The following is a 25635-nucleotide window of genomic DNA, read 5'->3' as shown; positions in this document are numbered from 1 at the left end:
TCACTATGGATGGAAAGCTTAAGAGCGCCACTCGTTAACGACAAGGGTAATGCGCACATCGTCATAGTTCATGACTAGGCGACGCGGTAGCCACATTCCTTCAATTTCGTTCCAGTCGCGGTAGTCGATTTCCCAGCCGTCCTGCTCTAAATGAAGCGGGAAGCCCAGCTCATCGGTTTCCAGCTGAAAGCTTGCGTGATCGCCCGGCAGACCGCGCACCCAGTCGGGCATGGCGCTAACCGGCAATGACCAGCCGAGCTGTTCTTCCATCAGCGCTTCGGGCGTTTCTGCTTCAAAGCGGCCTTCACCGGTGGTGAGTGAGAAGCGGCCTTCGCGGCCTTCAAGCACGCTGCGCCCACCGCCAAAGGGGCCGCTAATTAGCATGCGGAAATAGTGCGGGTGCTGGCTCCAGTCCAGATTGGCGCTCTGGTTCTCTTGCGGTGTGCGAAGGCCTGCTTTGCCAATCAATGTCCAGGTGTCAAAAGCTTCTACATCCGCCTGCTGGCGCTCCCACTGGCCTGCCTGACGGCCACCTTCTTCCATGGGAGCTTGGGCGGCGCAACCAGCGAGCAGCAGCAGGGCCAGGCTTGCAATCCATAGCCGTGAAACGTGTGCTGCAGTGGTAAGGCGCTTTAAGGTGGGCATTGTGGTCAACATAACTGGCTCCATGTCAAAGTGTTGAAGGGGTGCTGGATAAGCGTATTAAAGCAATATTTCTTGAAACAACAGTTCTTGAAATAACAGTTCTTAAAACAGTGTTTCTTAAAACAAGAGTTCTTAAAACAAGAGTTCTTAAAACAATAGCTCTTAAAACAGTATTTCAAGCAGGATCGTAAAGAGCGCGCCCGCTTTAGGGCGCGCCTGCAGGTGTTAGTTCAGGATGGCGCTCAAGTAAGTCATCAATCAGCGGGTGCTGAGAAGTTCTTTGCATAATCCGGCTGATTATATCGCGGGCTTCATCGCTACGCTCTAGGGCGTGTAAGACTTCAGCCAGATGCGCGGCAATTTCCTGATCAGGCATTTGCTGGTAGGCGCTTTCTAACCAGGCAAGCGCTTCGTCGGGTTTGCCAAGCCGAAAGTGAATCCAGCCCATGCTGTCGAGTACGGCCGGGTTGTTCGGGGCTACTTCGTAGGCGCGCTCGATCAGCATGCGGGCCTCTTCGAGACGGCCGGGCAGGTTAAGATCCGCCAGGGTATAGCCCAGGGCATTTAACGCATTGGCGTTATTGGGCTCAATGCGTAATAGCTTACGTAGGTCCTGCTCCATGCCCGCAAGGTTGCCGGTTTCCCAGGACCGCATCGCCCGCAAATAAAGCAGGTTAATATCATCCGGTGTGCGGGTCAGCTCACGATCAAGCAGTGCCGAGGCTTCTTCATGCTGATTCATTTCATCAAGCAGTTGAACCTCAAGGGCCACCAGATCGCCAAAATAATTTTCATAACGCATGCGCTCGATGCGCAAAAAAGCCCGCGCGTCGATCAGCCGGTTATCTTCAATCAGCATTTTAGCGGCGGTGGCTCGGGCAGGTAAGAACTCGCTGCCTTCACTTACCTGGCGATAATAAAGTAGGGCGTTATCGATATCGCCTTGCGACTGGGCGATGCCGCCCAGTAAGTAATAGGCAAAGTTGGGAACGTTATCCTGACCAATAAGTGGCTGCAGCAGGCGGTACGCGGGTTCGCTGTGGCCTTCTTCCAGATAGAGCTGGGCAAGCGCCAGGCGTAACTCCTGATTGCCGCCATGGCTTTCAAGCAGCGCATTGGTCTGAACTTCTGCCGCAGCGATGTTGTTTAAACGAATTTCGGCCTGAGCTAGCAGCAAGATGAAGCGTACTTCGTCAGGAGCAATGCTGAGGCCCTTTTGAGCGGCTCGTCTGGCAGTTTGTACATCACCGGCCTCAAGTGCCAGTCGCGCCTGGGCAAGCCACAGCGCGGCGGATTCCGGCTCACGCTGGGCAACGTCGTCCAGGTGTGTTTGCGCTTGGCGGGTATTGCCTAATGCCGCCTCAAACAGAGCAGTGGCCAGTAAAGCATCGCTATGGTATTCAAGCTGCTCGGCGCCTGGCTGGGCGAGATGCTCACGCAGTAGCCCCGCCAGCAAGCTCAGCGGAGCAGTATTACTGTTAGTGCCACTTTCAGCCACCGCCAACTCGGCAAAGGCGGTTAGCTCGCCATTGCCTCCACCTTGGGTAATCGCCAGGCGCTGCTCCAGGCTATCCAGCCAGTCACCCCGCTGTAGAGAGATCGACGCTAGCAGCCGGTTGGGCGTTTCTGCCTGGGGCGCCAATTCACGCCAACGCAGGGCAGACGCCTCCATTAGCGCCACATCTTCGCCAAAACGCGCCGCAAACGCCGCCCGTTCTGCCAATGCCGGCACGCTATAGCGCTGTGATGCCTGTAAATAGCCTTGGCTGGCGTAGCGATAATCGCCACGCTGGCCCGCAAGCTCCGCTGCAAGCAGAGTGCGCAACCCTTCGGCATCCAGCCCACGCGTAATGGGCGGTGCCGAGCGCATAGGATCGCCTGACAACAGGCTAGGCGAGCCGCCTTGAAAAGTGGACGATGACTGGCAGCCGCTCAGAAGTACCACGGTGGCGGCCAGGGGCAGCAGGGGCGAACCCGATAATAGTGAGCGAAAGGGCATGCGTCTCTCATTTAAGTGGCCGAATGCTCAGCATAGCGGCTTGACTGGCTGCGGCAAAGTGGTGTGCGCCAGATGTTGGTGTGCTGTGATAGAATAGTTGGCCTTGAAAGGCAGGCAGGTAAGCGCAATTGAGTATTCAGAGCCGCTGCCAAGGCTTATGTTAGTCAGCGTAAGACGTAAAACACCGACACTTCAAGACCGATAGCGACGTGACGACCGAACCACTAGCGAAGACGCATACCGCATGACGCTTCTTGCCCTGGGAATCAACCATCGTACTGCCAGCGTGGATGTACGCGAGCAGGTAGCCTTTACTCCGGCGCAGTTACAAAACGCGCTGGAGCAACTGCGTGGCTTGCCACAAATCAGTGAAGCCGCAGTGCTCTCAACGTGCAACCGCACTGAACTCTATTGTGTAACGGATGCTGCCGGTGAGCGAGCTGTTCTTGAATGGCTGAGCCGTTTTCACAATTTAAGTATTGATGAGCTGACACGCTGTGCATACCACTATCTAGACAACGACGCCGCGCGCCATTTAATGCGTGTGGCCGTTGGGCTTGATTCCATGGTGCTAGGCGAGCCGCAAATTCTCGGCCAGTTGAAAGACGCTTATCAGCAGGCTCGTGAAATGCAAGGGTTGGGCGGCGAGCTTGAGCGACTTTTTCAGCACACGTTTGCTGTTGCCAAACAGGTGCGCACGGAAACCGGAATCGGCAAAAATCCGGTATCTATAGCCTATGCCGCGGTAAGTATGGCCAGCCGGATTTTTGATGACTTCAGCCGTGCCCGGGCGTTATTGATCGGGGCTGGCGAAACTATTGAGCTGGTAGCCCGTCATCTACACGAAGCTGGCGTGCGCGAACTTACCGTGGCTAACCGGACGCGCGAGCGTGCCGAGCTGGTTTCCGCCAAGCTGGGCGGTAAGGCGATTACGCTGCCTGAAATTCCGGCCGCGCTGGAAGAGGCTGATATCGTTATTTCTTCCACCGCATCGCCCCTACCGATTCTGGGCAAGGGGATGGTGGAAAGCGCACTCAAAAAACGTCGCCATCGCCCGGTCTTTATGGTGGATATCGCCGTACCGCGCGATATCGAGCCCGAAGTAGGTGAGCTTGCTGATGTGTTTCTCTATACGGTCGATGATCTGGAAGAAGTCATCGAAGAAAACATGCGCTATCGTCAGGTCGCGGCTGATCAGGCAGAGTCGCTGATTGAGCATGGCGTCGGCAGCTGGCAGCATGAAAAACGCATTCGTAATGGTGGTGAACTGATTCGTGACTATCGCCAGCACGGCGAAAACCTGCGTGATCAGTCGCGTGACCAGGCGCTAGAGCGTCTGGCACGTGGCGAAGACCCGGCTAAAGTGATTGAGCGCCTGGCCCATCAATTGACCAACCGCTTAATGCACGCACCTACCCAGGCAATACGCGATGCGGCCTCACAAGAGCACCATGAACTGCTAGACGCCGCGCCGCGCCTGCTATTGCCTGTTAAACCCGCCTTTGAAAAAACCGCGCCCAAGGCTAACCGTCAGAAGGATAATACGCCCGCATGAAAGATACCTTGCGCCAACGTCTCGACAGCTTTACTGAACGTTTTGAAGAGCTGGCGATGCTGCTGTCTGAACCTGAGGTCATTAATAATCAGCAGCGCTTTCGCGATTATTCACGTGAGTACGCTGAGCTTGAAGAGCTTGTGGCGGCCTGGCAGCGCTATCGCAGTGTAGAAAACGATATCGAGGCGGCGGAGCAGTTAAGTCGGGATGATGATCCTGATATGCGCGAATTGGCTGAAATGGAAATTAGCGAAGGCCGCGAGCAGCTCGAGATGCTGGACGCTGAGCTAAAACGCTTGTTAGTGCCTAAAGACCCCGATGACGGCCGTGGCGTGTTTTTGGAAGTGCGCGCAGGCACCGGAGGCGATGAAGCGGCTATTTTTGCTGGTGACTTATTTCGTATGTACTCCCGCTACGCTGAAAAGCGCGGCTGGCGCGTGGAAATCGTCAGTGCTAACCACGGCGAGCATGGCGGCTATAAAGAGGTTATCTCCCGTGTGAAGGGCGATAGCGTTTACGCACGTCTGAAGTTTGAGTCGGGCGCGCATCGGGTGCAGCGCGTGCCGGCGACGGAGTCTCAGGGGCGTATTCATACCTCAGCGTGCACGGTGGCGGTGATGCCGGAAGTCGACGACGTCAGCGATATCGATATCAAATCATCGGATCTGCGCGTTGATACCTACCGCTCAAGCGGTGCCGGTGGTCAGCACGTTAACACCACCGATTCGGCCATCCGGATTACCCACTTGCCCACCGGCGTTGTGGTTGAGTGTCAGGAAGAGCGTAGCCAGCATAAAAACCGCGCGAAAGCCATGTCGCTGCTGGCTGCCAAGCTGAAACGCAATGCCGTTGACACCCAGCGCCAGGAGCAGGCCGATGCCCGCCGCTCGCTGGTGGGCTCGGGAGACCGCAGCGAACGTATCCGCACCTATAATTTCCCACAAGGGCGGATTACCGATCACCGCATCAACCTGACGCTTTATAAGCTCAATGAAGTGGTTAGCGGCGAGCAGTTAGATGACGTCATCGAGCCGTTGATTCATGAGTATCAAGCTGAACAGCTTTCGGCGCTTCAGGACGCGTAATGACCTTTGATGCGCTATTGCAGGCAGCGGCTATACGCTTGAAAGCCGCCGGGTCGACGTCCCCACGTCTGGATGCCGAAGTGCTGCTTGGGCATGTCATTGCGCGTGACCGCACATGGCTTTATACCTGGGGCGACCGTGACTGCCCATCCTGGGAGCATGCCCGCTTTGATGCCTTGGTGGCTGCGCGTGCTCAGGGCCAACCGGTGGCTTACCTAACCGGTGAGCGCGAGTTTTGGGGGCTGCGGTTAGCGACCTCGCCTGATACGCTAATCCCCCGGCCAGATACGGAAACACTGGTAGAAGCGGCGCTCAACCGCGTCACCTCGAAAACCGGGCGACTGCTGGACTTAGGCACCGGTACCGGCGCCATTGCGCTTGCCTTTGCAAGTGAACAGCCAGAGTGGCAGGTGGTGGGCGTCGATCTTCGCCCTGAGGCCGTTGCCCTGGCCCAAACCAACGCTGCGCACTTGAATATTGCCAATGCGCAATTTATGCAGAGCGATTGGTTTAGCGTTTTTGAACAAGCCAGCGCTCCCGCTGAACGATTTGACCTGATTGTCAGCAATCCACCTTATATCGCGGCTGATGACCCGCACCTGCGCCTTGGCGATGTGCGCTTTGAGCCGATGAGTGCTTTAGTGGCCGATGCCGATGGCTTGGCGGATCTGGCGCATTTAATAGTCACGGCGCCGCAGTATTTGGCTCCCTCGGGCTGGCTATTATTGGAACATGGCTATCGTCAGGCGGCCGAAGTGCGCGCAGCGCTTAGCCAGGCGGGCTATCAAAACGTTGAAAGTGTGCGCGACCTGGGTGGGCATGAGCGGATTACGCTGGGAAAAATTTAACTCGGTTATTATTGTACAAAGCCGTTTCTGAAACGCCTTTACTAATCGCCTGATTCATCAGCAATGGATCCTGCCATGAAACCTAAAAATAGAACGCTGGATCGAATCGATCTTAAAATACTGCGCTGCCTGCAAGAGAATGCACGGATTTCCTATGTGGATCTGGCATCCGAGGTTGGGTTATCCACAACCCCTTGCCTGGAGCGTGTGAAACGGCTGGAGCGGGCGGGCGTTATTCGGGGCTACCAGGCAATTCTTGACCCGCAGGCGCTGAAAGCCAATTTGCTGGTCTTTGTGGAAATCAGTTTGGAAACTCAATCGCCCGCTGTGTTTGATGAATTTCGGCGTGCCGTGGAAAAACTGCCGCAAATTCAGGAGTGCCATTTGGTCTCCGGTCAGTTTGACTACATTCTGAAATGCCGCATTCCGGAAATGGCTGCTTATCGCCAGCTGTTGGGGGATGTAGTGCTGACTCTACCCGGCGTTAAAGAATCCAAGAGTTATGTGGTCATGGAAGAGGTTAAAGAAAGCTTTAGCCTGCATGTGCCTGACTTCGATGAATTTGAGGATAAATAACCCGATGATGGATGACCAGGCGCTGCTGCGCTATAGCCGCCAGATTATGCTTCCAGAAGTGGATATTGAAGGGCAGGAGCGCTTGCGTCGCGCCCATGCATTAATTATTGGAGCAGGTGGGCTAGGCTCCCCGGTAGCGCTTTATTTAGCCGCGGCAGGCGTTGGACAAATTACGATTGCCGATGCCGATACGGTCGAACTATCTAACCTGCAGCGCCAAATTGCCCATCAGCAGGCAAGCATTGGAGATAATAAAGCGGCTTCTGCCAAAGCGAGCATGCAGGCGCTTAACCCTGAATGCCATATTATGGCGATTGAAGAATACGCAGACGGTGATACGTTGGCGCAGCTAGTAGCTTCTGCCGATGTGGTCTTGGACTGTACCGACCGCTTTTCCAGCCGCTATGCGATTAATGCCGCCACGCAAAAAGCAGGGGTTCCGTTAGTCTCAGGCGCCGCCATCCGTTTTTCAGGGCAGCTAGCCGTATTCGACCCTCGTGACCCTGACAGCCCCTGCTATGCCTGCCTTTATCCGCCGGACGATATGGGGGACGAGGCGCTTAGCTGTGCTGAAAGTGGGGTGATGGCGCCGCTGGTTGGGTTGATCGGCTGCTTTCAGGCTGTGGAAGCTTTTAAGCTTCTTAGTGGAGCAGGGCAAACCCATCAGGGGCTTTCTACGTTTGACGGTCTGTGTGGTCAATGGCGGCACTTTAAGGTACCGCGTGACCCGGCGTGTTCTGTTTGTGCGCCTTAACGTAATGATCTACTTCCCACGTTAATGTTTTATTGGTTGCTATATCCTCCCTCTTAGAGCGTTCACTAAACGTTGTGGGCGCCTCTTCTTCATTAGCCATGATGTAGTATTCTGCTGGTAAGCTGTTCGCTTTGCTTGGCTATAAGGCGAAGCCTTTGTGTGCTCTACTTTTAACGGTGTAAACGGCAAGCAATAAGGAACGTCAGATGGCGAAATCGTTCGGCTCGAAAAGCTTAAAATTGGCGCAACGTGCACAGCGCAGACATAAAAAGATGTCAGCTAAACCTGCATTGCAGGTGCCTAAAGCATCAATGCTTCCATCCGAGCCAGCCAACGTACCCACAATGCCTCTGAGTGAAATTCTGCTAGCTGCCCGCCAGGCACTTGATGAAGCATTAAAAAACGAGCCGCCCGGCCAAACGTTACATGTGTTTATATCGCTGACCGATGGCGCTCAACGTGCAAGCGTTGTTAATGCAAGCGGGGACAAGCTGGAAGATATCTGGTTAGCCCTCACGCAGAAGCTACAGCATTACGCGGCAAACACCCAAAATGTGCGCTGGTTAAGAGTTGACTGGGCCAACCAACTTGAAGCGCATACCTGGCAGACGTTAGCGGTAGTGCTTAAGCAGTATAAGCGTAACTATTTTCGTAAAGGTATCGCTTTAGATCCGCAGGGCAATATCGCCTTCCTTGAGCAAGAGCTAAATGCAAACGCGATGCTCTATGCTGGTAGCCAGGTGGCCCATGCGCACGTCAACGAAAACAACTTTTCCCGCTATGCAAGAAAACGCTATGGAAAGAGCGTAGCGCTTGATTTTACGCCCGATCATCCCGTGTATACGTTCACTACGCAGGCACTATTTATAGAAGCAGGGAAAAAACCGTTGCGACTTTACGAGCATACGGGAGGAAAAGAGGGGCGCCACACCGGTCGGCGAATGATTGAGCCGTTGGACGCGCCGACAGCGCACACGCTAATCGACGATGCTAGCCAGTTTTTGGCTGCTCAAGTGCAAAGCGATGGGCAGTTCGTTTATGGCTTACATCCGTGTTTTGACCGTGAAATCAATACCTATAATACCCTGCGCCACACCAGCAGTATTTACAGCATGCTGGAAGCCTGGGAAGTTACGCGCAGCGAAACACTTAAAGGTGCCATTGATAAAGCGCTTAACTATTTGACCACGCAACTGCTGCGTACCTGGGAGCATAAAGGGGAAAGCGTTACTTATCTGGTCGAGGTCAATCATGAAATCAAGCTGGGCGGCAGCGGTGTCGCACTGCTGGCACTCAGCAAATACACCGAGTTAACCCAAGACAAGCGCTATTTACCTTTAATGGAACAGATAGCCCTCGGCGTTCGCCAACTGCAAGATCCTGCCACCGGCGGTTTTACACACGTGCTTAACGCAACCGACTTAAGCGTTAAAGATGCCTTCCGGATTATTTATTACGACGGTGAAGCCGCGTTTGGTTTAATGCGCTTATACGGTTTAACCAAGGATGATCGCTGGCTTGCGGTGGTGGAAAAAGCCTTTGAATACTTTATCGCTAAGCAGCACTGGAAGGCCCACGACCACTGGCTGAGTTACTGTGTTAATGAGCTGACGCTTTACCGGCCTGAAGAGCGTTATTATCGGTTTGGTATTCAAAACGTGGCCGGGTATCTGGCGTTTGTAGAAGAGCGGATTACCACCTTTCCCACTCTGCTTGAGCTCATGATGGCCGCGCATAAGATGATCACCCGCTTGCAGCAGCAGGCGGAGTATCGCCATCTGCTTGAGCTAATCAATCTAAAACGCTTCTATCACGCATTAGAAACCCGTGCGCACTATCTGCTCAACGGGCATTTTTGGCCTGAATACGCCATGTACTTTCAAAACCCCCAGCGTATCGTAGGCAGCTTTTTTATTCGCCATCACAGTTTTCGTGTACGCATTGATGATGTTGAACACTACTTGTCGGGCTTTGTGGCATTTTTGCAGCACTACCTGAATGTCGATAGTGTGCAGGCCCAATTGAAAGGCACTCCGGTGGAGAAGATGCGCCCTGAGCCGCGCTCTTTGATAGCCGGCAATATAGTCGCGCGCTGTTTTGTGAGTGCCGATAACTGGAAGGCAATAGATTTACAACAGGCTACGCCTGGGGAGTGGCTAAAGAGGCCATCATCAGTTAACTGGCGAGCTACGGGTCTAAGCTTTACCCAGCTTACTATGGCGCCTGGGCATATGACGGTGGTAAGAGCTGAGGAGGGTAAGCTGGGCGTACCTGCATTGCTGCTTGACCGGCTGCCTTACAAGCCCCAGCTTTTGTTGACCCAGTCGCCCTCTAATAAAGCACTGTTGGATGCGCAAGGTGTGCCCGTTTATCAGGTGGCCGACCTCAATGAAGCGGTACTGGATCTGGGGCGCTACGCGCGCCGCCAGTTAACGGGCAAGGTGATTGGCGTGACCGGCAGCGCGGGTAAAACAAGCAGTATCAGCCTGTTGCAAGCGCTGCTTAACCCATGGGGGCAGGTGGGTGCGACCACGCATAGTGCTAACCTGCCTCACGGTATCGCCTGGACCTTGGCCTCTGTACCCTGGCAGGCGCCTTTTCAGATCATCGAGATGGCCATTGGCCGTATGCGCCAGAACGCAGCGCTTACCCGCCCCGACGTCGCGGTCTTTCTGAACGCCGGGCCGAGCCATCTTGAGTATCACAAAACGGTGGAAAACGTGGCGATTCGCAAGAGCCGCATTTTCGAAGGCATGCAGCCTGGGGCGTACGCCATTATCAATCGGGATATGGACGCCTGGCCAACGGTTTCCGCCGCGGCGGAAAAATATGGACTCAACATACTTTCTTTTGGGCAGCATCCTGAGGCAAATATTCGCTGGCTGAATCCGGAGCAGAAAAACGCACTACAGATAGCGCTTGACGGCTCGCTTATCAAGGTTGGCTATAAGGGACAAGGCAGCCACTGGGTTATGAATGTGCTGGCAGCGTTGGGCGTTTTGAATGCCTTGGAACTGCCTGTGCAGGCGTCTTTGCCATTCATTGATCATGCCGTGATACCCGAAGGACGCGGGGGAGAGCGCTTGGTGAGCTGGCAAGCCGGTGAGATTACTGTGCTAAACGACGCTTATAATGCCAATCCGCTCTCCATGAGCGCCATGCTGGCGCGGGTAGCGGGTATTACATCGCCAGGTCATAAGCATCTGGTGCTTGCCGATATGCGAGAGCTTGGTCCGGACAGTGACCGCTATCATCAGGCGCTGGTCGAGCCCATCGTCGACAGCGGCGCACAGGCGGTATGGCTATTGGGCGAGCAGATGCATACGGTGGCTGAAGCGCTCAAACCGCATATCGAACGAGTTGCTCACTTTGCCGATATATCATCGCTTGAGACAGCGCTTAAGGCTGAGCTGCGAGCCGGTGATTGGATTGCCTTTAAAGGGTCTAACAAGTTTGGCTTGAGCCAGCTGGCCAAAGCGCTTGCAGAGTAATAGGCGCGCAAAAAAAGCCCGCTTTGCAGCGGGCGTGACGTCACGGTCTTTTGCGTCAAAAGCACTTACTATCAATAAGAACAGGGGAGGGTAGTGGTGCTCACAACCGGTCTTAATGATTAGTTGCGAATCAGGTAATCAAACGCGCCAAGTGATGCTTTAGCACCTTCGCCCATGGCGATAATGATCTGCTTGTAAGGCACCGTGGTGACGTCGCCTGCGGCGAACACGCCGGGAACCGATGTCATGCCGTGGGCATCGACAATGATCTCTCCGCGCGGTGTCATTTCGATCGGCGAATCTTTCAGCCACTCGGTATTGGGTACCAAGCCAATCTGGACAAAGATCCCTTCCAGCACGATGTTTTTAGTCTCATCGGTGTTGCGATCTTTATAGGTCAAGCCGTTAACGCGGCTGCCATCACCCGTTACCTCGGTGGTTTGAGCATTCAGAATGACATCCACGTTGGGCAGGCTTTTAAGCTTTTTCTGGAGTACCGCATCGGCACGCATTTCACCCATAAATTCGACCAGGGTGACGTGACCTACGATACCGGCCAGGTCAATCGCTGCTTCAACGCCGGAGTTGCCACCACCGATAACCGCTACGCGCTTGCCTTTGAACAAGGGGCCATCACAGTGCGGGCAGTAAGCAACGCCCTTGTTACGATACTGCTGTTCACCGGGCACGTTCATTTCGCGCCAACGTGCGCCGGTTGCGAGTACCAGGGTTTTGCTTTTAAGTTTGGCACCCGATGCAAAGGTTACCTCGTGAAGCCCACCTTCGATTTCTGCTGCTTTAAAGGCGTTGGCTAACTGCAGGTTCATCACGTCGACTTCGTACTCTTTGACGTGCTCTTCAAGCGCGCTAACCAGCTTCGGACCTTCGGTATGGGTTACCGAAATAAAGTTTTCGATACCCATGGTGTCGGCTACCTGACCGCCAAAGCGTTCTGCAGCAATGCCCGTGTTAATCCCTTTGCGCGCCGAGTAAATGGCGGCCGCTGCGCCTGCCGGGCCACCGCCGATCACCAGCGTATCGAAAGCGGCTTTTTCGCTGAGCTTTTTCGCATCGCGCTCGGCAGCGCCGGTATCTACTTTGGCCAGGATTTGCTCAAGGGTCATGCGGCCCTGGTCAAACGGTTTGCCGTTTAAGTAAATGCTCGGCACCGACATGATTTCCCGCTCTTCCACTTCATCCTGGAAAAGCGCACCATCGATCGCCACATGACGAACGTTGGGATTAAAGATCGCCATGAGGTTAAGCGCCTGAACCACATCGGGGCAGTTCTGGCAGGAAAGCGAGTAATAGGTCTCGAACAGCATGTCGCCTTCGAGCGCCTTGATCTGGTTAAGCACCTCATCAGAGGTTTTCGGCGGATGACCACCGACTTGCAGCAGTGCCAGGACTAGCGAGGTAAACTCGTGTCCCATGGGGATGCCTGCAAACACCACACCGGTTTCTTCACCGGGCCGGTTAATCGCAAACGAAGGGGCACGACTATCCTGGCCGTCAGTTTTTAGCGTGATGTTGTCGCTTAGGCCGTTGATATCTTCTAACAAGCCCAGCAGTTCACGTGACTTGGCACCGTCATCGAGGGACGCAACGATCTCGAACGGTTGAGTCACTTTTTCTAAATAAGCTTTCAACTGGTTTTTTAAATTGGCGTCCAACATGACAGTGATTTCCTCGTAATCTGTAAAAATTGCTCTCAACCGACAGGCGCGTCTAACCTGCGTGTGTAAATACCACAGCGCCAAAGTATTCCAGAGGGAGAGCAGATAGCGTTTTTTTTAAACACCCGGGCAAGAACTACCCGGGTGTTGTACCGCCTTACTAACCAGCGCCAATGATTAGCAACTGTTAAGCGTTAGCGGCAGTGTTCGCCGTTTAGATTTTGCCAACGAGGTCTAAAGACGGTGCGAGTGTTTCTTCACCTTCTTTCCATTTGGCCGGGCAAACTTCGTTGGGGTTTTCACGAACGTACTGAGCGGCTTTCACTTTGCGCAGCAGTTCTTCAGCGTTACGGCCGATGTTACCGGCGTTGATTTCGACGATCTGAACTTTGCCATCCGGGTCTATAACGAAGGTGCCGCGCTCAGCAAGGCCAGCTTCTTCAATCAGCACTTCAAAGTTGCGTGAAATCTGAAGCGTCGGGTCAGCCAGCATCGGGTACTGCAGCTTGCCGATAGTTTCAGAGCTGTCGTGCCATGCTTTGTGCGTGAAGTGGGTATCGGTGGAGACGCTGTAAATTTCTACGCCCAGCTTTTTGAAAGCGTCGTAGTTATCCGCCAGATCGCCCAGCTCTGTGGGGCAAACAAACGTAAAGTCAGCGGGGTAGAAGAAGAAAATAGACCATTTACCCTTAAGATCAGCTTCGGTGACATCAATGAATTCGCCATTAACATAGGCAGTCGCTTTAAACGGCTTTACTTCGGTGTTGATCAAAGACATTCAGGTTATCTCCGGGTCTGTTGAGTGAGGGTGAAAAGATGTTGCCCATAGTAGGCGCTTTCGAATAATAGCTAAAATTGGAAAATGCCATATGTTCGATAGGCTTCTACTATAATTGCGTCGGTCAGATCAATAGTTGCGCAGGTCAATCTCGCTGCGCTGTTCTTGAAGTGGGGGCAACGCCATTATAATGCAAGAATCTTTCACATTGACTTGCGATAGAGGTCACTGCGTCGCAAAATTCGCACGTTCAGTAGAAAGGCCTACGCTAATGCTAGTGGCTGGCGTCAAGCTAGGTGATATCGTTTTTGAGTAATGAAATGAGGAGCAGGATCATGGGGAACATTCACAAACTTTCAGGGGCCGTTGCGGCCGTTTCTTTTGCCGCAGCGGCGACATTCGCTCACGCCGATGAGGTGAGGGTTTATAACTGGTCAGATTATATTGCCCCTGAAACGCTTGCGAAATTTACTGAGCGCACGGGTATTGATGTTACCTATGATGTTTATGACAGCAACGAGACGCTCGACGCTGCTCTGTTAGCGGGCCGTTCGGGTTATGATGTGGTAGTGCCTTCAACGCACTTTTTTACCCGTCAACGCCAAGCCGGTGTGTACCAGGCGCTGGACAAAGAACAGCTGCCTAATCTGGAAAACCTGAATACCGAGTTAACCGATAATCTTGAAGCTATTGATCCCGATGGCGAATACTCTGTGCCTTATATGTGGGGTACCAACGGGTTTGGATATAACGTTGAGCGTATTCAAGAAATTCTTGGCGATGATGCACCGGTAGATAGCTGGGCAATGCTGTTTGATCCGGAAATTACCTCCGCCTTGAATGAGGCAGGTTGCGGCATTTCGATGCTGGATACCGGCGAAGAAATGATTCCTGCCGCGATGGCTTACCTGGGCCTGGACCCGCTGAGTCAAAAGACCGAAGACCTTGAAGCGGGTGGCGAGGTGATTGCGGCTATTCGTGATAATGTTACCTACTTCCACTCTTCACGCTACGTATCCGACCTTGCCAATGGCAATATCTGTGTCGCGGGCGGTTATTCTGGCGATGTTTTCCAGGCTGCTGAGCGGGCTGAAGAAGCGGGACGGGATTTTGAAATTGCCTATAGCATTCCCAAAGAAGGCGCTGCCTTGTGGTTTGACGTGATGGCTATCCCAGCCGATGCGCCCAACGTAGAGAACGCCCACGCCTTTATCAATTTTATTTTAGACCCCGAAATTGCCGCTGAAATTACGGACTTCGTAAGCTACGCCAATCCTAACGCAGCGGCTGATGCTTACCTGCCAGAAGAAATTCTGAATAACCCAGCGGTTTACCCGGAAACCGAGGTCATGAAGAACCTGTACGTGGCCATTGATATGCCGCAGCCGGTACAGCGCATTCGTACGCGTATCTGGAACCGTGTAAAGTCTGGCCGTTAATCAAACCTCATCCGACAGCGAGTCAGGCCTATGCGCCTGGCTCGCTGTTCATCTTTTAATGCCCGGCTTTCCGGGCCTTTTGATGGGAGTGGCGAATGGTCACTACGCCCCTATCGAACGAACCGTTAACGGATTCCTCGGTCGCTTCATCAGTACAGCGCCCTCAGGGGAAAACACCACGGTTTGCAGAAGACATCGTGCTTGAGGTTAAGGGCTTATGTAAGCGCTTTGACGATGCCTTGGCGGTAGATAACGTAAATTTACAGGTAAAGCGCGGCGAAATTTTTGCGCTTTTAGGCGGGTCTGGATCGGGTAAGTCGACGCTTTTGCGTATGCTGGCTGGGTTTGAAACCCCCACGGAAGGAAGTATTTTGCTCGGCGGTAACGATATTACGGCGGTGCCGCCTTACAAGCGCCCGATTAATATGATGTTTCAGTCCTATGCGTTATTTCCGCATATGACCGTGGCACAAAATATCGCATTCGGGCTAAAGCAGGACAAGCTTGCCAAAGCTGAGGTGGAAGCGCGTGTTGCCCAGATGCTGAAACTGGTGCATATGGAGCGCTTTGCCAAACGCAAACCACATCAGCTTTCAGGCGGCCAGCGCCAGCGGGTGGCACTGGCGCGCTCCCTGGCCAAGCGCCCAAAACTGCTGCTGCTTGACGAGCCCATGGGCGCGTTGGATAAAAAGCTGCGTACCGAAATGCAGCTGGAAGTGGTCGAGATTATTGAGCAGGTAGGCGTGACCTGCATTATGGTGACCCACGATCAGGAAGAGGCCATGACCATGGCCGACCGCGTGGCCATTATGGCCGATGGTTGGATCGAGCAGGTCGGCTCGCCCGTGGATGTTTACGAAAGCCCGGCTAGCCGCATGGTGGCGGAATTCGTGGGAACGGTGAATCTGTTTGAAGGCGAGATTGTGGAAGACGCCGCCGATCATTGCCAGATTGTATCTCCTGATCTTGAACGCCCTATCTATATCGATCACGGGATTACTACCCAGGCAGTTGACCGGCGAGTATGGGCGGCACTGCGTCCTGAAAAAATCTGGCTGACCCGGGAAAAACCCACGGGCGACTATAACTGGGCTGAAGGTAAAGTTGATGATATTGCCTACCTGGGCGGTTTTTCGCTTTACTACGTACGCACGACCAAAGGCCAGTTGATCAAGGTCAGTATGGCGAATACCGAACGGCGGGGTGATCGGCCAACCTGGGAAGACAGCGTGTATGTCTACTGGGAAGATCACAGTGCCATCGTGTTGAACCGCTGATGCTGCCTACTCTGGCTATTAGGAGATTGCTTTAGATGATGCCATCTCAGGTTGTCGCTCTGCTTAAGCGTTGTCAGCTTGGGCGCCGAGCGGTCATTGCCTTTCCGCTTGTATGGCTTTTGCTGTTCTTTTTGCTGCCTTTTGCTCTGGTATTGAAGATCAGCTTGTCCCAGGGAGCTGTGGCGATTCCCCCTTACGGGCCGCTGCTTGAATATGCCGACCAAACGCTGCATGTCTTTTTAAACCTGGGTAACTACCTTTTCCTGCTTTCCGATTCGCTCTATGTAGCCGCGTATTGGGGATCAGTGAAAACGGCGTTTATTGCAACCGTCGCCTGTCTGCTGCTGGGCTATCCCATGGCCTATGCCATGGCGCGCGCGCCGGCACGCTGGCAGCTTATTTTGCTGCTTTTGGTGATGCTGCCTTCCTGGACATCTTTCCTGATCCGGGTCTACGCCTGGATGGGTATCTTGAGCAACAGCGGGTTAATCAATAATCTGCTGATAGGTCTTGGCCTGATTGACACGCCGCTACGTATGATGAATACGCAGTTTGCTGTCGTGATTGGCATTGTCTACGCCTATTTACCCTTTATGGTACTGCCCCTTTATGCTCACCTGACCCGGCTGGATAACTCGCTTCTGGAAGCGGCCTCTGACCTTGGGTCACGCAAGATCAACACGTTTATCAAGGTGACATTGCCCCTTTCAATGGGCGGCATTATCGCAGGCTCCATGCTGGTGTTTATTCCCGCAGTGGGGGAGTTTGTTATCCCTGAGCTGCTGGGTGGGCCGGATACGCTGATGATCGGCAAGGTATTGTGGGAAGAGTTTTTCCTTAACCGCGATTGGCCCGTGGCCTCGGCGCTGGCAATGGTCATGTTGCTAATGCTGCTTATACCGATTGTTTGGTTTCATCGTTATCAGTCTCGGGAGCTTGAAGAATGAGTACAGTCCGTCGGCGTCCGCATTTTTCAACGGTAATGCTGATAGTGGGCTTGCTGTTTCTTTACCTCCCAATGGCAGTGTTGGTGGTGTACTCCTTCAACTCCTCACGGCTGGTTACCGTATGGGCAGGATTTTCGACACAGTGGTACGGCGCACTGTTTCAGGATCAACAGATTCTTTCAGCGGTATGGACGAGCCTGAAAATCGCGTTTTTTGCCGCGAGCATGGCGGTGTGCTTAGGCACGGTGGCTGCTTTTGTCATGACCCGGTTTGGCCATTTTCGTGGTAAAACGGCGCTTTCCAGCATGGTGACCGCACCGTTGGTGATGCCTGAAGTGATCACCGGGCTGTCCCTGTTATTGCTGTTTGTCCAGATGGCACAGCTGACAGGTTGGCCCGCCGACCGGGGTGAGGGCACTATCTGGATTGCGCACACTACCTTCTGTAGTGCTTACGTTGCCGTGGTGGTCGCCGCGCGGCTGCGCGAATTGGATAGCTCCATTGAAGAAGCCGCGATGGACTTGGGCTCGCCGCCGTTAAAAACATTCTTTTTTGTAACACTGCCCATTATTGCACCTGCACTGGCGGCCGGCTGGCTGCTTGCTTTTACGCTGTCTCTGGATGACCTGGTAATTGCAAGTTTTGTCTCTGGGCCCGGTGCGAACACGCTGCCCATGGTCGTGTTTTCATCGGTGCGCATGGGCGTGTCGCCTAAAATTAACGCCCTGGCAACGCTGATTATCTTGACCGTATCGCTGGCCACGTTTGTGGCCTGGTACATGATGCGGCGTAACGAACGGCGCCAAATCACCCAGCGCCAAGAAGACGCCGCATAGCGCTAAAAAGCATTGTTTTTCAAAACAGGGCCATCAAAAAACATCGTCATCACGGCCGGTGAGCACGGCTTCAAGCTCACCAGTCATGGGTGAGATGATAATTTCCAGCTGAATGGGCGCACAGCATTGATGGCAGTCTTCCCAGGTGGCGTGGCTACCTTGGGATGTGTCGATGACAAAGGTCAAAGGGGCATCGCAATAGGGGCAGTGAAAATCGTGGTTCACTAAGGCGTCATCGTGCATAAGAAGCTACCTTTAACAGTTTGAAACTCGACGCTAGTGTAGCAGTCTGGTGCGAAGCCGGGCATCGTGGTGATGAATCAGGTAGGATGTAAACGGTTCTCCACGTACCGTTTTCCACGTGCTATTTCCAAGTGCTATTTTTTAAGTACTATTTTTTAAGTGCTATAGAGAGAAACGATGATGTTACGAAACATGGCAGTAGCGGCCGCTTTGGCCTTCCCGATGGTCGCCTTGGCAGAAACACCCAATGTTACGCCAGGCGAGTGGGAGTTCGTCAGCGTGACCAGTATCAGCGGCGATATGGATATTCCGGATCAAACGGAAACCGAGCGCCAGTGTATTACTCAGGACGACCTGGATGGCGCTGAGTTCGGCTTTATCGAGGAAGAAGAAGGCTGTGAGCTTCTTAACCAGGATATGAACGCCGATGGCCTTGCTTACAGCATGGTATGCCGTGCCGAAGGCGGTGAAGCCACTATCGACGGCGATATGCGCTTTATGGGTGAGCAAATCAACGGTAGCGTAGATATTCTGACGCAATCGCCCATGGGTGAGTTGGCCATGAACACCACGATTGAAGGCGAGCGGGTAGGCGACTGCGAGTAATCTGTACGTACAAGTATTTTGCCTAACGAAAAGGGCGTCTCTTTAAGAGGCGCCCTTTTTTATGCTGCTTTGATAAGCCTCACGGGGTTAGCAGGTCACTGCTCCTCCGTTGCGTCGGCAATTTCCTCTTCAAGCCGACGCTTAACGGCACCCGGCGAGCCGGTATGACGGGCCAGTAAATCATAGGCGACGGGAACCACGAACAGCGTAAACAGCGTGGCCGCGCCAACGCCTGCCATGATCACTGTGCCAATTACTAACCGTGACTCTGAGCCAGGGCCGCTGGAGATGATCAGGGGTATCGCGCCTGCCATGGTGGTAATTGCGGTCATTAAAATAGGCCGAAGGCGGGTAACCGATGCCTCTATGAGCGCTATATGAAACGTTTTGCCTTCATCACGAAGCTGGTTGGCAAACTCCACAATCAAGATACCGTTTTTGGCGGCCAAGCCAATTAGCAGCACCAGGCCGACCTGGCTATAGATATTAAGCGACTGCCCGGTTAGCAGTAGCGCCAGTAAGGCACCGCTCATGGCAAGCGGTACCGTCAGCATAATCACAAACGGGTGGATAAGGCTTTCAAACTGCGCCGCCAGAACCAGAAATACCACGACCGCCCCCAGCACCAGCAGGAAGGTGGTTGCCCCACTTGCCTGCTGAAAGTCACGAGAGGGGCCTGCCACGTTGGTTTGTGCTTCCTCGGGTAGCAGAGTGTCGGCGGTTTCCTGTAGGTAAGTCAGCGCTTCACCGAGCGGATAGCCATCGACCAGATTGGCCTCAATGGTAATCGCCCGAACGCGATCAAAACGGTTTAGCGTACTGGCCCCGGCAAAGTCGGAGAGGGTGACCAGGCTTGCCAGCGGGATTAATTCACCAGAGCGTGCCGAGCGCACCTGTATATTGTCCAGGGCGCGGGGGCTATTTTGGCGACCGCGATCACCTTCGACAATCACATCGTACTCTTCGCCGTCATCTACATAGCGAGTCACATTGCGCCCGCCCAGTAGTACCTCTAGCGTGCGGCCTATTTCAGTGACGGTGACGCCTAAGGCGGCGGCACGTTCGTAATTGATCTCGACGCTAAGCTGGGGTTGAGTCTCGTTGTAGTTACTTTCCAGGGCGGTAAGACGTGGATTATCTTCACGCACATAATCCATCATGGTGGTGCGCCAGCGGGCAAGTTCTTCGTAAGTGCCACCGCCAAGAACAAACTGCACGGGCTTTTGGGTACGCTGCCCAAACCCTTGGCGCATTACCGGGAACGCCTGAACACCGGGTAGCGAACGCAGTAATTCGCGCACGTCATCCATTACCTCCCAAGCGCTACGGCGACTGCCCCAGTCGGTCATGTTAATAATGATGAAACCGCTGTTAAAATTTTCGATATTACCAAAGCCGCGCGGGGCGCGTACCACCACACGCTCAAGCTCACCCGCGTCTATGAAAGGAGTCAGGCGTGTTTCGATTTCATCCATGTAATCCATCATGTAATCGAAGGTGGCCCCTTCAGGGCCATTCACCAGCACAATGAAGTTGCCGCGATCCTCTTGAGGCGTGTACTCATTAGGCAGCTGGGTGGCAAGCCAGGCGGTGGCAGCCATTAGCAAAGCGAAAAGCCCAACCACCAGCCAGCGGCGTGCCAGTAACCATTCAAGTATGTGCTGATAATGTTGCTGAGTGCCGTTAAGTAGCCGCTGTACGCCTCGGCCAATAGCGCTATCGTGCATGCCTGGCTTCAGAATCTTGGATGCCATCATGGGGGTTAGCGTAAGGGCGAGTAGTGTCGAGAAGACAACGGCGGATGCCATGGTAAGCGCAAACTCGGAGAACAGGCGGCCGATATCGCCCTGCAGCATGCTCAATGGCACAAATACCGCGACCAGCACGAGAGTGGTAGCGATAACCGCAAAGGCAATTTGTCGCGTGCCTCTAAAGGCCGCCACCAGCGGCGTTTCACCGTAGTCGTGCATCCGGCGATTGATATTTTCCAGTACCACGATAGCGTCATCGACAATCAACCCAATCGCCAGAACTAAGGCGAGCAAGGTAAGCAGGTTGATTGAAAAGTTCATGGCGGCAAGCGCGATAAACGCACCGATAACGGCGATTGGCACGGTAACGGCAGGCACTAGCGTGGTGCGTAAATTCCCCAGGAACAAAAAGATAACGATGACCACCAGGCCCATGGCGATAAACAGGGTCATTACCACCTGTTCAATCGCCCCGGAAACAAACACAGATGCGTCGTAGTTCAGGGTAAGCGTCATACCCTCCGGTAGCGTATCCTGAAGGCGTTCAAGCTCACGCTGAACGGCGCTGGAAAGCTCGATGACATTCGCCGTCGACTGCATGATCATACCCAGCCCGACCATCGGAATGCCATTGGCTCTAAACACCGAGCGATCTTCGACCGAGCCGACTTCTACCCGCGCGACATCCGCCAGACGTACCAAGTAGCCGTTATCGCCTTGAGTAAGTGATAGGCGTTTAAAGTCATCGGCGGTTGCGAAGCTGCGCGGTAGGCGAACGATGAACTGGCGGTCTTGCGATTCGATCGAGCCTGCTGGTAGCTCAACGTTTTCTGCGCGGAGCGCATCCTCAATATCACCCACGGTCAAGCCCCGGGCAGCAAGCGCGTTACGGTCAAGCCATACACGCATGGCGTAGTCTCGGCCACCGCCGACGCGAACACGGGCGACCCCCGGCTGAACAGATAGGCTATCGACCAGAAAGCGGTTGGCGTAATCGGTAAGCTCGGTAATTGAGTAGTCGGCGCCTGAAAGGCTCAGCCATACGACAATTTCCTCACTGCTGTCCGCCTTGGTGACTTCCGGGGTGTCGGCATCGTCTGGCAGGTTACGCAAGGCGCCTGAGATGCGATCCCGAATATCGTTCGCGGCAGCGTCGATATCCATTTCAATGCCAAATTCGATTTCAACGCGTGAGCGGCCGTCCTCGCTTTGTGAGGTAATTAGCTCGATGCCCTCGACGCCAGCAATTCGATCTTCCAACACCTGAGTAATCCGCGTTTCGACCACATTGGCGGCGGCCCCGGGGTAGCGAGTATCAATACTGACAATCGGAGGATCTACAGTAGGGTATTCCTGCAGTGGAAGCCGGTTAAGCGCGAGTAAACCAAAAGCGATAATCAGCGCGGCAATCACCATGGCGAGCACGGGCCGCTGAACGGAAATATCGGATAGGCGCATTAGCGATCAGCCTCCAGCAAGGCGCGGATATCCGTTTCACCATCCATGATGCCTAACAGGCGTACTTCGAGGCCGTCTCTTGCCAGCTGCAGGCCATGTACGACCACTAGATCGCCTGCGTTAATACCTTCGAGAATTTCGACCTGGCCATAGCGCCGCTCGCCAATCACGACCTCGTGTCTTTCAAGGCGTGGGGCATCACCGCTTTGGTCGATCAGCATTACATAGTGCTGGTCACCACTGGGTTCGAGTGCCGCTTCCGGCAATACCACCGCATCCCGTACGCGCTGCTGAACGATTACTTCCATCAGCATCCCTGGGCGCAGGCGCATGCCTGGGTTTTCCAGCACGGCGCGAACGCTGACGCTTCGCGAGACAGGATCAATGCGCGTCCCGATGCTGGCGATTTCTCCGCTAAATACTTCATCAGGGTAGGCCGCCGTAGTGGCGCTTAGTGTAAGCCCCTTTGAAAGGCGTCCTAGAAAGCTTTCGGGAACGCTAAAGTCGAGCTTCATGACGTCGAGCTTATCGAGCGTGGCAAGCTCCATGCCGGGTGTGACCAGCGTGCCCGTGCTGATGTTACGAAAGCCCACCCGACCGCTAAACGGGGCTTTAATCTGGTAATTGGTAAGGCGAGCTTCAAGCGCCTGGATATCAGCCTGTGTTTGGCGAAGCTGTGCTTGAAAGTCTTCTACATCCGCGCGGGCGGCCAGATTGCGATCCTGCAGTTGGGTGGCGCGGCCAAGCGCGTTACGCCGCTCGTCACTTATGGCCTGCGCGGAACGCAGTAAAGCTTGTTCTTCGGTATCTTCCAAGCGTACCAGCAGCCGCACCTGTTCGACCTGTTCGCCATCTTTAAAGTTAATTTCGGCAACAATCTCGGTTACCGTGGCCGATAGCGTAACGCTTTCATCGGCACGCAGGGTGCCCAATGCTTCTAGCGGGTCGGACCAGGTGGTTGCTTCAGCACGGCTGCCAATAACGGGAAGCGCTGCCTGCCCGGATGTTTGTGCCAGCGTGGGCCCGGAAAAAACCACAATGAATGACAAAAGCAAAAACGGTCGGACATACGCGGACATAAGCTTCTCAGTATTAGGCTTGGAGGCGGTTTGTTAACCCAGGAAAGGTTGGCCTTCCCATCGGGTGTGCGTCTGATGACGCCTTCTATGCTCTCCAGCAGCTATTAAAATACGGTCTTGGTTAGCGTTTTTGTAAGGTGCAATGAAGCGTGAAGAAAAATTTTATTACTGCCTTGAGCTGTTAAAATGCGGTTTTTTACACCCTCCCAAGAGCTATTTTCTATGGTTTATGATGTCGTGGTTATCGGCGCCGGTGCGGCTGGCTTAATGTGTGCGGCACAGGCCGGTTACGCAGGCCGACGTGTGCTGGTAATTGACCACGCCAACAAAGCAGGTAAAAAGATACTCATGTCAGGTGGGGGCCGCTGCAACTTTACCAATCTTGGCACGACACCTCAGCATTTTTACTCTGAAAATCCGTATTTTTGTATTTCTGCGCTAAAACGTTACCGCCCCGAACACTTTGTGGAGCTGGTTGACCGGCATGGCGTGGAGTACGTTGAGAAAGCGCCCGGCCAACTATTTTGTGCAACGTCTGCCAAAGAAATCGTACGTGTATTATGGACTGAATGTGAGTGGGCAGGCGTTGAAGTAAAGCTTAATACCCAGATCACGAAGGTCGTGAGGCAAGGCGAGGGTATGCGTCTTTCTACCTCAATCGGGGTTATTGATGCTGGGGTAGTGGTAGTGGCAAGCGGTGGTTTATCCATACCGACCATGGGCGCCACCGGGTTTGGTTATGAGTTTGCCCGCCAGTTTGGTCTGGAGGTATTGCCTACTCGAGCAGGGCTGGTGCCATTTACCTTGAGTGATTTCTGGAAAGACCGCAGTGCAAAGCTTTCAGGGGTCAGTTTGCCTGTGGCGGTTAGCTGTGCCGGGCGGCGTTTTGTCGAGCCCATGCTGTTTACCCATCGCGGGCTGTCGGGGCCTTCCATGCTGCAAATATCCAGCGTATGGCAGCCAGGTTCGCCCATTGAAATTGATCTACTAGCGAATGAAAATGCCGCGGATTCGCTACGCGAGGCACGTAAGATAACCCCTAAGCGTCAACTCTCGACCTGGTTAGGCGAGCGTTTCCCCAAACGATTTGCCCAGGCGCTCCTGGAGTGGTATCCCGACTCAAACCAGCTCAAGCCATTAGCCCAATACAGCAATGATGAGTTGGATCAATGGGCCGGTCGGCTTAATCAATGGCAGCTCAAGCCCGCAGGAACAGAAGGGTGGCGTACCGCTGAGGTGACTATGGGGGGAGTCAATACGGATGCGATATCATCTAAAACGTTTGAGGTAAAAGATCTGCCTCAACTGCGTTTTATAGGGGAAGTGCTGGACGTGACCGGTGAGCTTGGCGGGTATAACTTTCAATGGGCGTGGGCGAGTGGGGTTGCCTGTGGTCAAGCTTGCTAAATCGCATGATGCGACCTTGCAAGCTTAGTTAGAACGGTACTGGCAGTAACAAACTTAGGCAATGACGCACCTAGATAGTAACGGATGCAGCTGTCGGCAAGCTTAGGTGGCAATTTTTGCCAGGAGTTTTAGCTTGCGAAACAGCATGTAGCCCGCAAGCCCTTTTCTGCCAGCCGCCATTATTCCACCTGGGCGTCGTACGAGCTTATATGCCAGTAGGCCACCCGCCGCATACAATGGCAGTTTAATACTGCGCCAGCTTTGATCGAGCGGCGATGCCGAGCGCTGCAGATATTCGCTACATACTAAAATATCTACACGCTGCTGCTCTAACTGAGCCAGCAACGCCGCTTTACGTTCAGCACGGCTGGGCGGATTAACGCTCTTGTCGGTTTGCTTCATCTCCGTTCACCTCAAGCAGAGCACGATCGGCCGCTAGCTGTTTAAGCGTTTCTTTTAGCAGCGTATGGCGCTTGGCCTGACGAACACCAATGGCTGCCAGCAAAAAGCTAGCCGCTAACAGTACGCCTGCGCTTCCACCAATCGCCAATAGTCGGTAAGAGTCCCAAAAGATCACTACGATAAGAGCCGTTAATGTAGCAACGCCCAATAGCAGTAGCAGTAAGCTGGCACCCAATAAAAGAAACAGCGTGAACAGGCGGGCGCGCTCTTCTTCAAGCTCTAAAACCGCCAAACGCAAGCGGGTTTCACTGTTCGCAACCAGTGACTTCAGCAAGCGTTTGGCGGCAGAGAATACGCGTTGGGTTGGACCCAAAGACATTAGCGGCGTCCGAGCAGCATACCTACCAATACACCTACAGCGGTGCCGATACCGATGCTAGACCACGGGTTTTCATGCACGTAGCGGTCACAGCAATCTACTTGTTGTGAAATCGTTTCACGGGTGTCGTCATAGATACGCTCACCGCGTGCTTCAAGGCGCGCACGTGCAGTTTTAAGACGTCCCTCTGCACGAGTACGAAGATCGTGCATTTCACTGCTGGCGTCTTTTGACGTGGCTTTAACCAGCTCTTCTACCGTGTCGCTTAAATGACGCAGATCTTCTTTCCATTGATCAGCGCTGTTATCAGTACCAAATTGACGCTTAGCCATTTTGTCTTCCTTTGACGAATGAATTATTTAACCTATATCAGCATAGCAGCCGACACATGATAGACAAGCTCG

Annotated in this window: 22 protein-coding genes; 12 read left to right on the top strand and 10 right to left on the bottom strand. The window is 53.8% G+C overall.

What is annotated here, in order from left to right:
• Positions 1-18: 18 nt before the first annotated feature.
• Positions 19-657, bottom strand: coding sequence for a lipoprotein insertase outer membrane protein LolB (lolB, locus tag INT33_RS10455; protein WP_226940154.1), 639 nt, complete (start codon positions 655-657; stop codon positions 19-21).
• Between the two features lie 193 nt (positions 658-850).
• Positions 851-2644: a tetratricopeptide repeat protein gene (locus tag INT33_RS10450; protein WP_193091851.1), complete on the bottom strand. Its 1794-nt coding sequence runs from the start codon at positions 2642-2644 to the stop codon at positions 851-853.
• Positions 2645-2888: 244 nt separating this feature from the next.
• Between INT33_RS10450 and hemA the strand changes: the two genes are divergently transcribed.
• The 6 genes from hemA to INT33_RS10420 all read left to right on the top strand — a co-directional run bounded on the left by hemA (position 2889) and on the right by INT33_RS10420 (position 10953).
• Positions 2889-4199, top strand: coding sequence for a glutamyl-tRNA reductase (gene hemA, locus INT33_RS10445; protein ID WP_192539039.1), 1311 nt, complete (start codon positions 2889-2891; stop codon positions 4197-4199).
• Entirely contained in the window at positions 4196-5284 is a 1089-nt protein-coding gene (gene prfA / locus INT33_RS10440) for a peptide chain release factor 1 (protein ID WP_192539038.1), read from the top strand. The genes hemA and prfA overlap by 4 nt, the downstream gene beginning before the upstream one ends.
• Positions 5284-6132, top strand: a complete 849-nt coding sequence (prmC, locus tag INT33_RS10435; RefSeq protein ID WP_193091850.1) for a peptide chain release factor N(5)-glutamine methyltransferase — start codon at positions 5284-5286, stop codon at positions 6130-6132. The genes prfA and prmC overlap by 1 nt, the downstream gene beginning before the upstream one ends.
• A gap of 75 nt (positions 6133-6207) precedes the next feature.
• Positions 6208-6708, top strand: a complete 501-nt coding sequence (locus INT33_RS10430; protein ID WP_018916723.1) for an Lrp/AsnC ligand binding domain-containing protein — start codon at positions 6208-6210, stop codon at positions 6706-6708.
• 4 nt (positions 6709-6712) lie between these two features.
• Positions 6713-7462: a HesA/MoeB/ThiF family protein gene (locus tag INT33_RS10425; protein WP_192539036.1), complete on the top strand. Its 750-nt coding sequence runs from the start codon at positions 6713-6715 to the stop codon at positions 7460-7462.
• 344 nt (positions 7463-7806) lie between these two features.
• Positions 7807-10953 carry a UDP-N-acetylmuramoyl-tripeptide--D-alanyl-D-alanine ligase gene (locus INT33_RS10420; RefSeq protein ID WP_193091849.1) on the top strand — a complete coding sequence of 1049 codons (3147 nt, stop codon included), beginning with the start codon at positions 7807-7809 and terminating at the stop codon, positions 10951-10953.
• Between the two features lie 119 nt (positions 10954-11072).
• On the opposite strand, the gene ahpF is transcribed toward INT33_RS10420, so the two are convergent.
• A complete protein-coding gene (gene ahpF, locus INT33_RS10415; RefSeq protein ID WP_193091848.1) occupies positions 11073-12629 on the bottom strand; it encodes an alkyl hydroperoxide reductase subunit F in 1557 nt (518 codons plus the stop codon).
• 214 nt (positions 12630-12843) lie between these two features.
• On the bottom strand, positions 12844-13407 hold the full coding sequence (gene ahpC / locus INT33_RS10410; protein ID WP_193091847.1) for an alkyl hydroperoxide reductase subunit C: 564 nt from the start codon (positions 13405-13407) through the stop codon (positions 12844-12846).
• Positions 13408-13742: 335 nt separating this feature from the next.
• On the opposite strand from ahpC, the gene INT33_RS10405 reads away from it, so the two are divergent.
• The 4 genes from INT33_RS10405 (at position 13743) to INT33_RS10390 (ending at position 17906) form a co-directional block, all read left to right on the top strand.
• Positions 13743-14846 carry a polyamine ABC transporter substrate-binding protein gene (locus tag INT33_RS10405; RefSeq protein ID WP_018916728.1) on the top strand — a complete coding sequence of 368 codons (1104 nt, stop codon included), beginning with the start codon at positions 13743-13745 and terminating at the stop codon, positions 14844-14846.
• 95 nt (positions 14847-14941) lie between these two features.
• Positions 14942-16123: an ABC transporter ATP-binding protein gene (locus tag INT33_RS10400; RefSeq protein ID WP_018916729.1), complete on the top strand. Its 1182-nt coding sequence runs from the start codon at positions 14942-14944 to the stop codon at positions 16121-16123.
• A 35-nt stretch (positions 16124-16158) separates the two neighbouring features.
• A complete protein-coding gene (locus INT33_RS10395; protein ID WP_193091846.1) occupies positions 16159-17070 on the top strand; it encodes an ABC transporter permease subunit in 912 nt (303 codons plus the stop codon).
• Positions 17067-17906 carry an ABC transporter permease subunit gene (locus INT33_RS10390; protein ID WP_193091845.1) on the top strand — a complete coding sequence of 280 codons (840 nt, stop codon included), beginning with the start codon at positions 17067-17069 and terminating at the stop codon, positions 17904-17906. Before INT33_RS10395 ends, INT33_RS10390 begins: the two co-directional genes overlap by 4 nt.
• 33 nt (positions 17907-17939) lie before the next feature.
• Here the strand turns inward: INT33_RS10390 and INT33_RS10385 are convergent, their stop codons facing one another.
• The gene (locus INT33_RS10385; RefSeq protein ID WP_018916732.1) at positions 17940-18149 is read right to left on the bottom strand and encodes a CPXCG motif-containing cysteine-rich protein; all 210 of its coding nucleotides are present in this window, start codon (positions 18147-18149) and stop codon (positions 17940-17942) included.
• Between the two features lie 177 nt (positions 18150-18326).
• Between INT33_RS10385 and INT33_RS10380 the strand changes: the two genes are divergently transcribed.
• A complete protein-coding gene (locus INT33_RS10380) occupies positions 18327-18755 on the top strand; it encodes a DUF3617 domain-containing protein (protein ID WP_193091844.1) in 429 nt (142 codons plus the stop codon).
• Positions 18756-18850: 95 nt separating this feature from the next.
• On the opposite strand, the gene INT33_RS10375 is transcribed toward INT33_RS10380, so the two are convergent.
• Positions 18851-21964: an efflux RND transporter permease subunit gene (locus INT33_RS10375; protein WP_193091843.1), complete on the bottom strand. Its 3114-nt coding sequence runs from the start codon at positions 21962-21964 to the stop codon at positions 18851-18853.
• Positions 21964-23043: an efflux RND transporter periplasmic adaptor subunit gene (locus INT33_RS10370; RefSeq protein WP_193091842.1), complete on the bottom strand. Its 1080-nt coding sequence runs from the start codon at positions 23041-23043 to the stop codon at positions 21964-21966. Before INT33_RS10370 ends, INT33_RS10375 begins: the two co-directional genes overlap by 1 nt.
• A gap of 222 nt (positions 23044-23265) precedes the next feature.
• On the opposite strand from INT33_RS10370, the gene INT33_RS10365 reads away from it, so the two are divergent.
• Positions 23266-24450 (top strand): BaiN/RdsA family NAD(P)/FAD-dependent oxidoreductase, encoded by a 1185-nt coding sequence (locus tag INT33_RS10365; protein WP_193091841.1) that lies wholly within the window; start codon positions 23266-23268, stop codon positions 24448-24450.
• Positions 24451-24552: 102 nt separating this feature from the next.
• Here INT33_RS10365 and INT33_RS10360 read toward each other — a convergent pair whose 3' ends face one another.
• The 3 genes from INT33_RS10360 to INT33_RS10350 are packed head-to-tail and all read right to left on the bottom strand — an operon-like array spanning position 24553 to position 25563.
• Complete coding sequence (locus INT33_RS10360; RefSeq protein ID WP_192539211.1) at positions 24553-24852, bottom strand: YqjK family protein; 300 nt, start codon at positions 24850-24852, stop codon at positions 24553-24555.
• Positions 24827-25231: a phage holin family protein gene (locus INT33_RS10355; protein ID WP_192539212.1), complete on the bottom strand. Its 405-nt coding sequence runs from the start codon at positions 25229-25231 to the stop codon at positions 24827-24829. The genes INT33_RS10360 and INT33_RS10355 overlap by 26 nt, the downstream gene beginning before the upstream one ends.
• Positions 25231-25563, bottom strand: a complete 333-nt coding sequence (locus INT33_RS10350; protein WP_192539213.1) for a DUF883 family protein — start codon at positions 25561-25563, stop codon at positions 25231-25233. Before INT33_RS10350 ends, INT33_RS10355 begins: the two co-directional genes overlap by 1 nt.
• Positions 25564-25635: the final 72 nt, after the last annotated feature.

The organism is Halomonas colorata (assembly GCF_014897985.1).
GTDB classification, from domain to species: domain Bacteria; phylum Pseudomonadota; class Gammaproteobacteria; order Pseudomonadales; family Halomonadaceae; genus Vreelandella; species Vreelandella colorata.
Note: the sequence above shows the minus strand (reverse complement) of the source record. Positions and strands in the feature narration are given on the sequence as shown.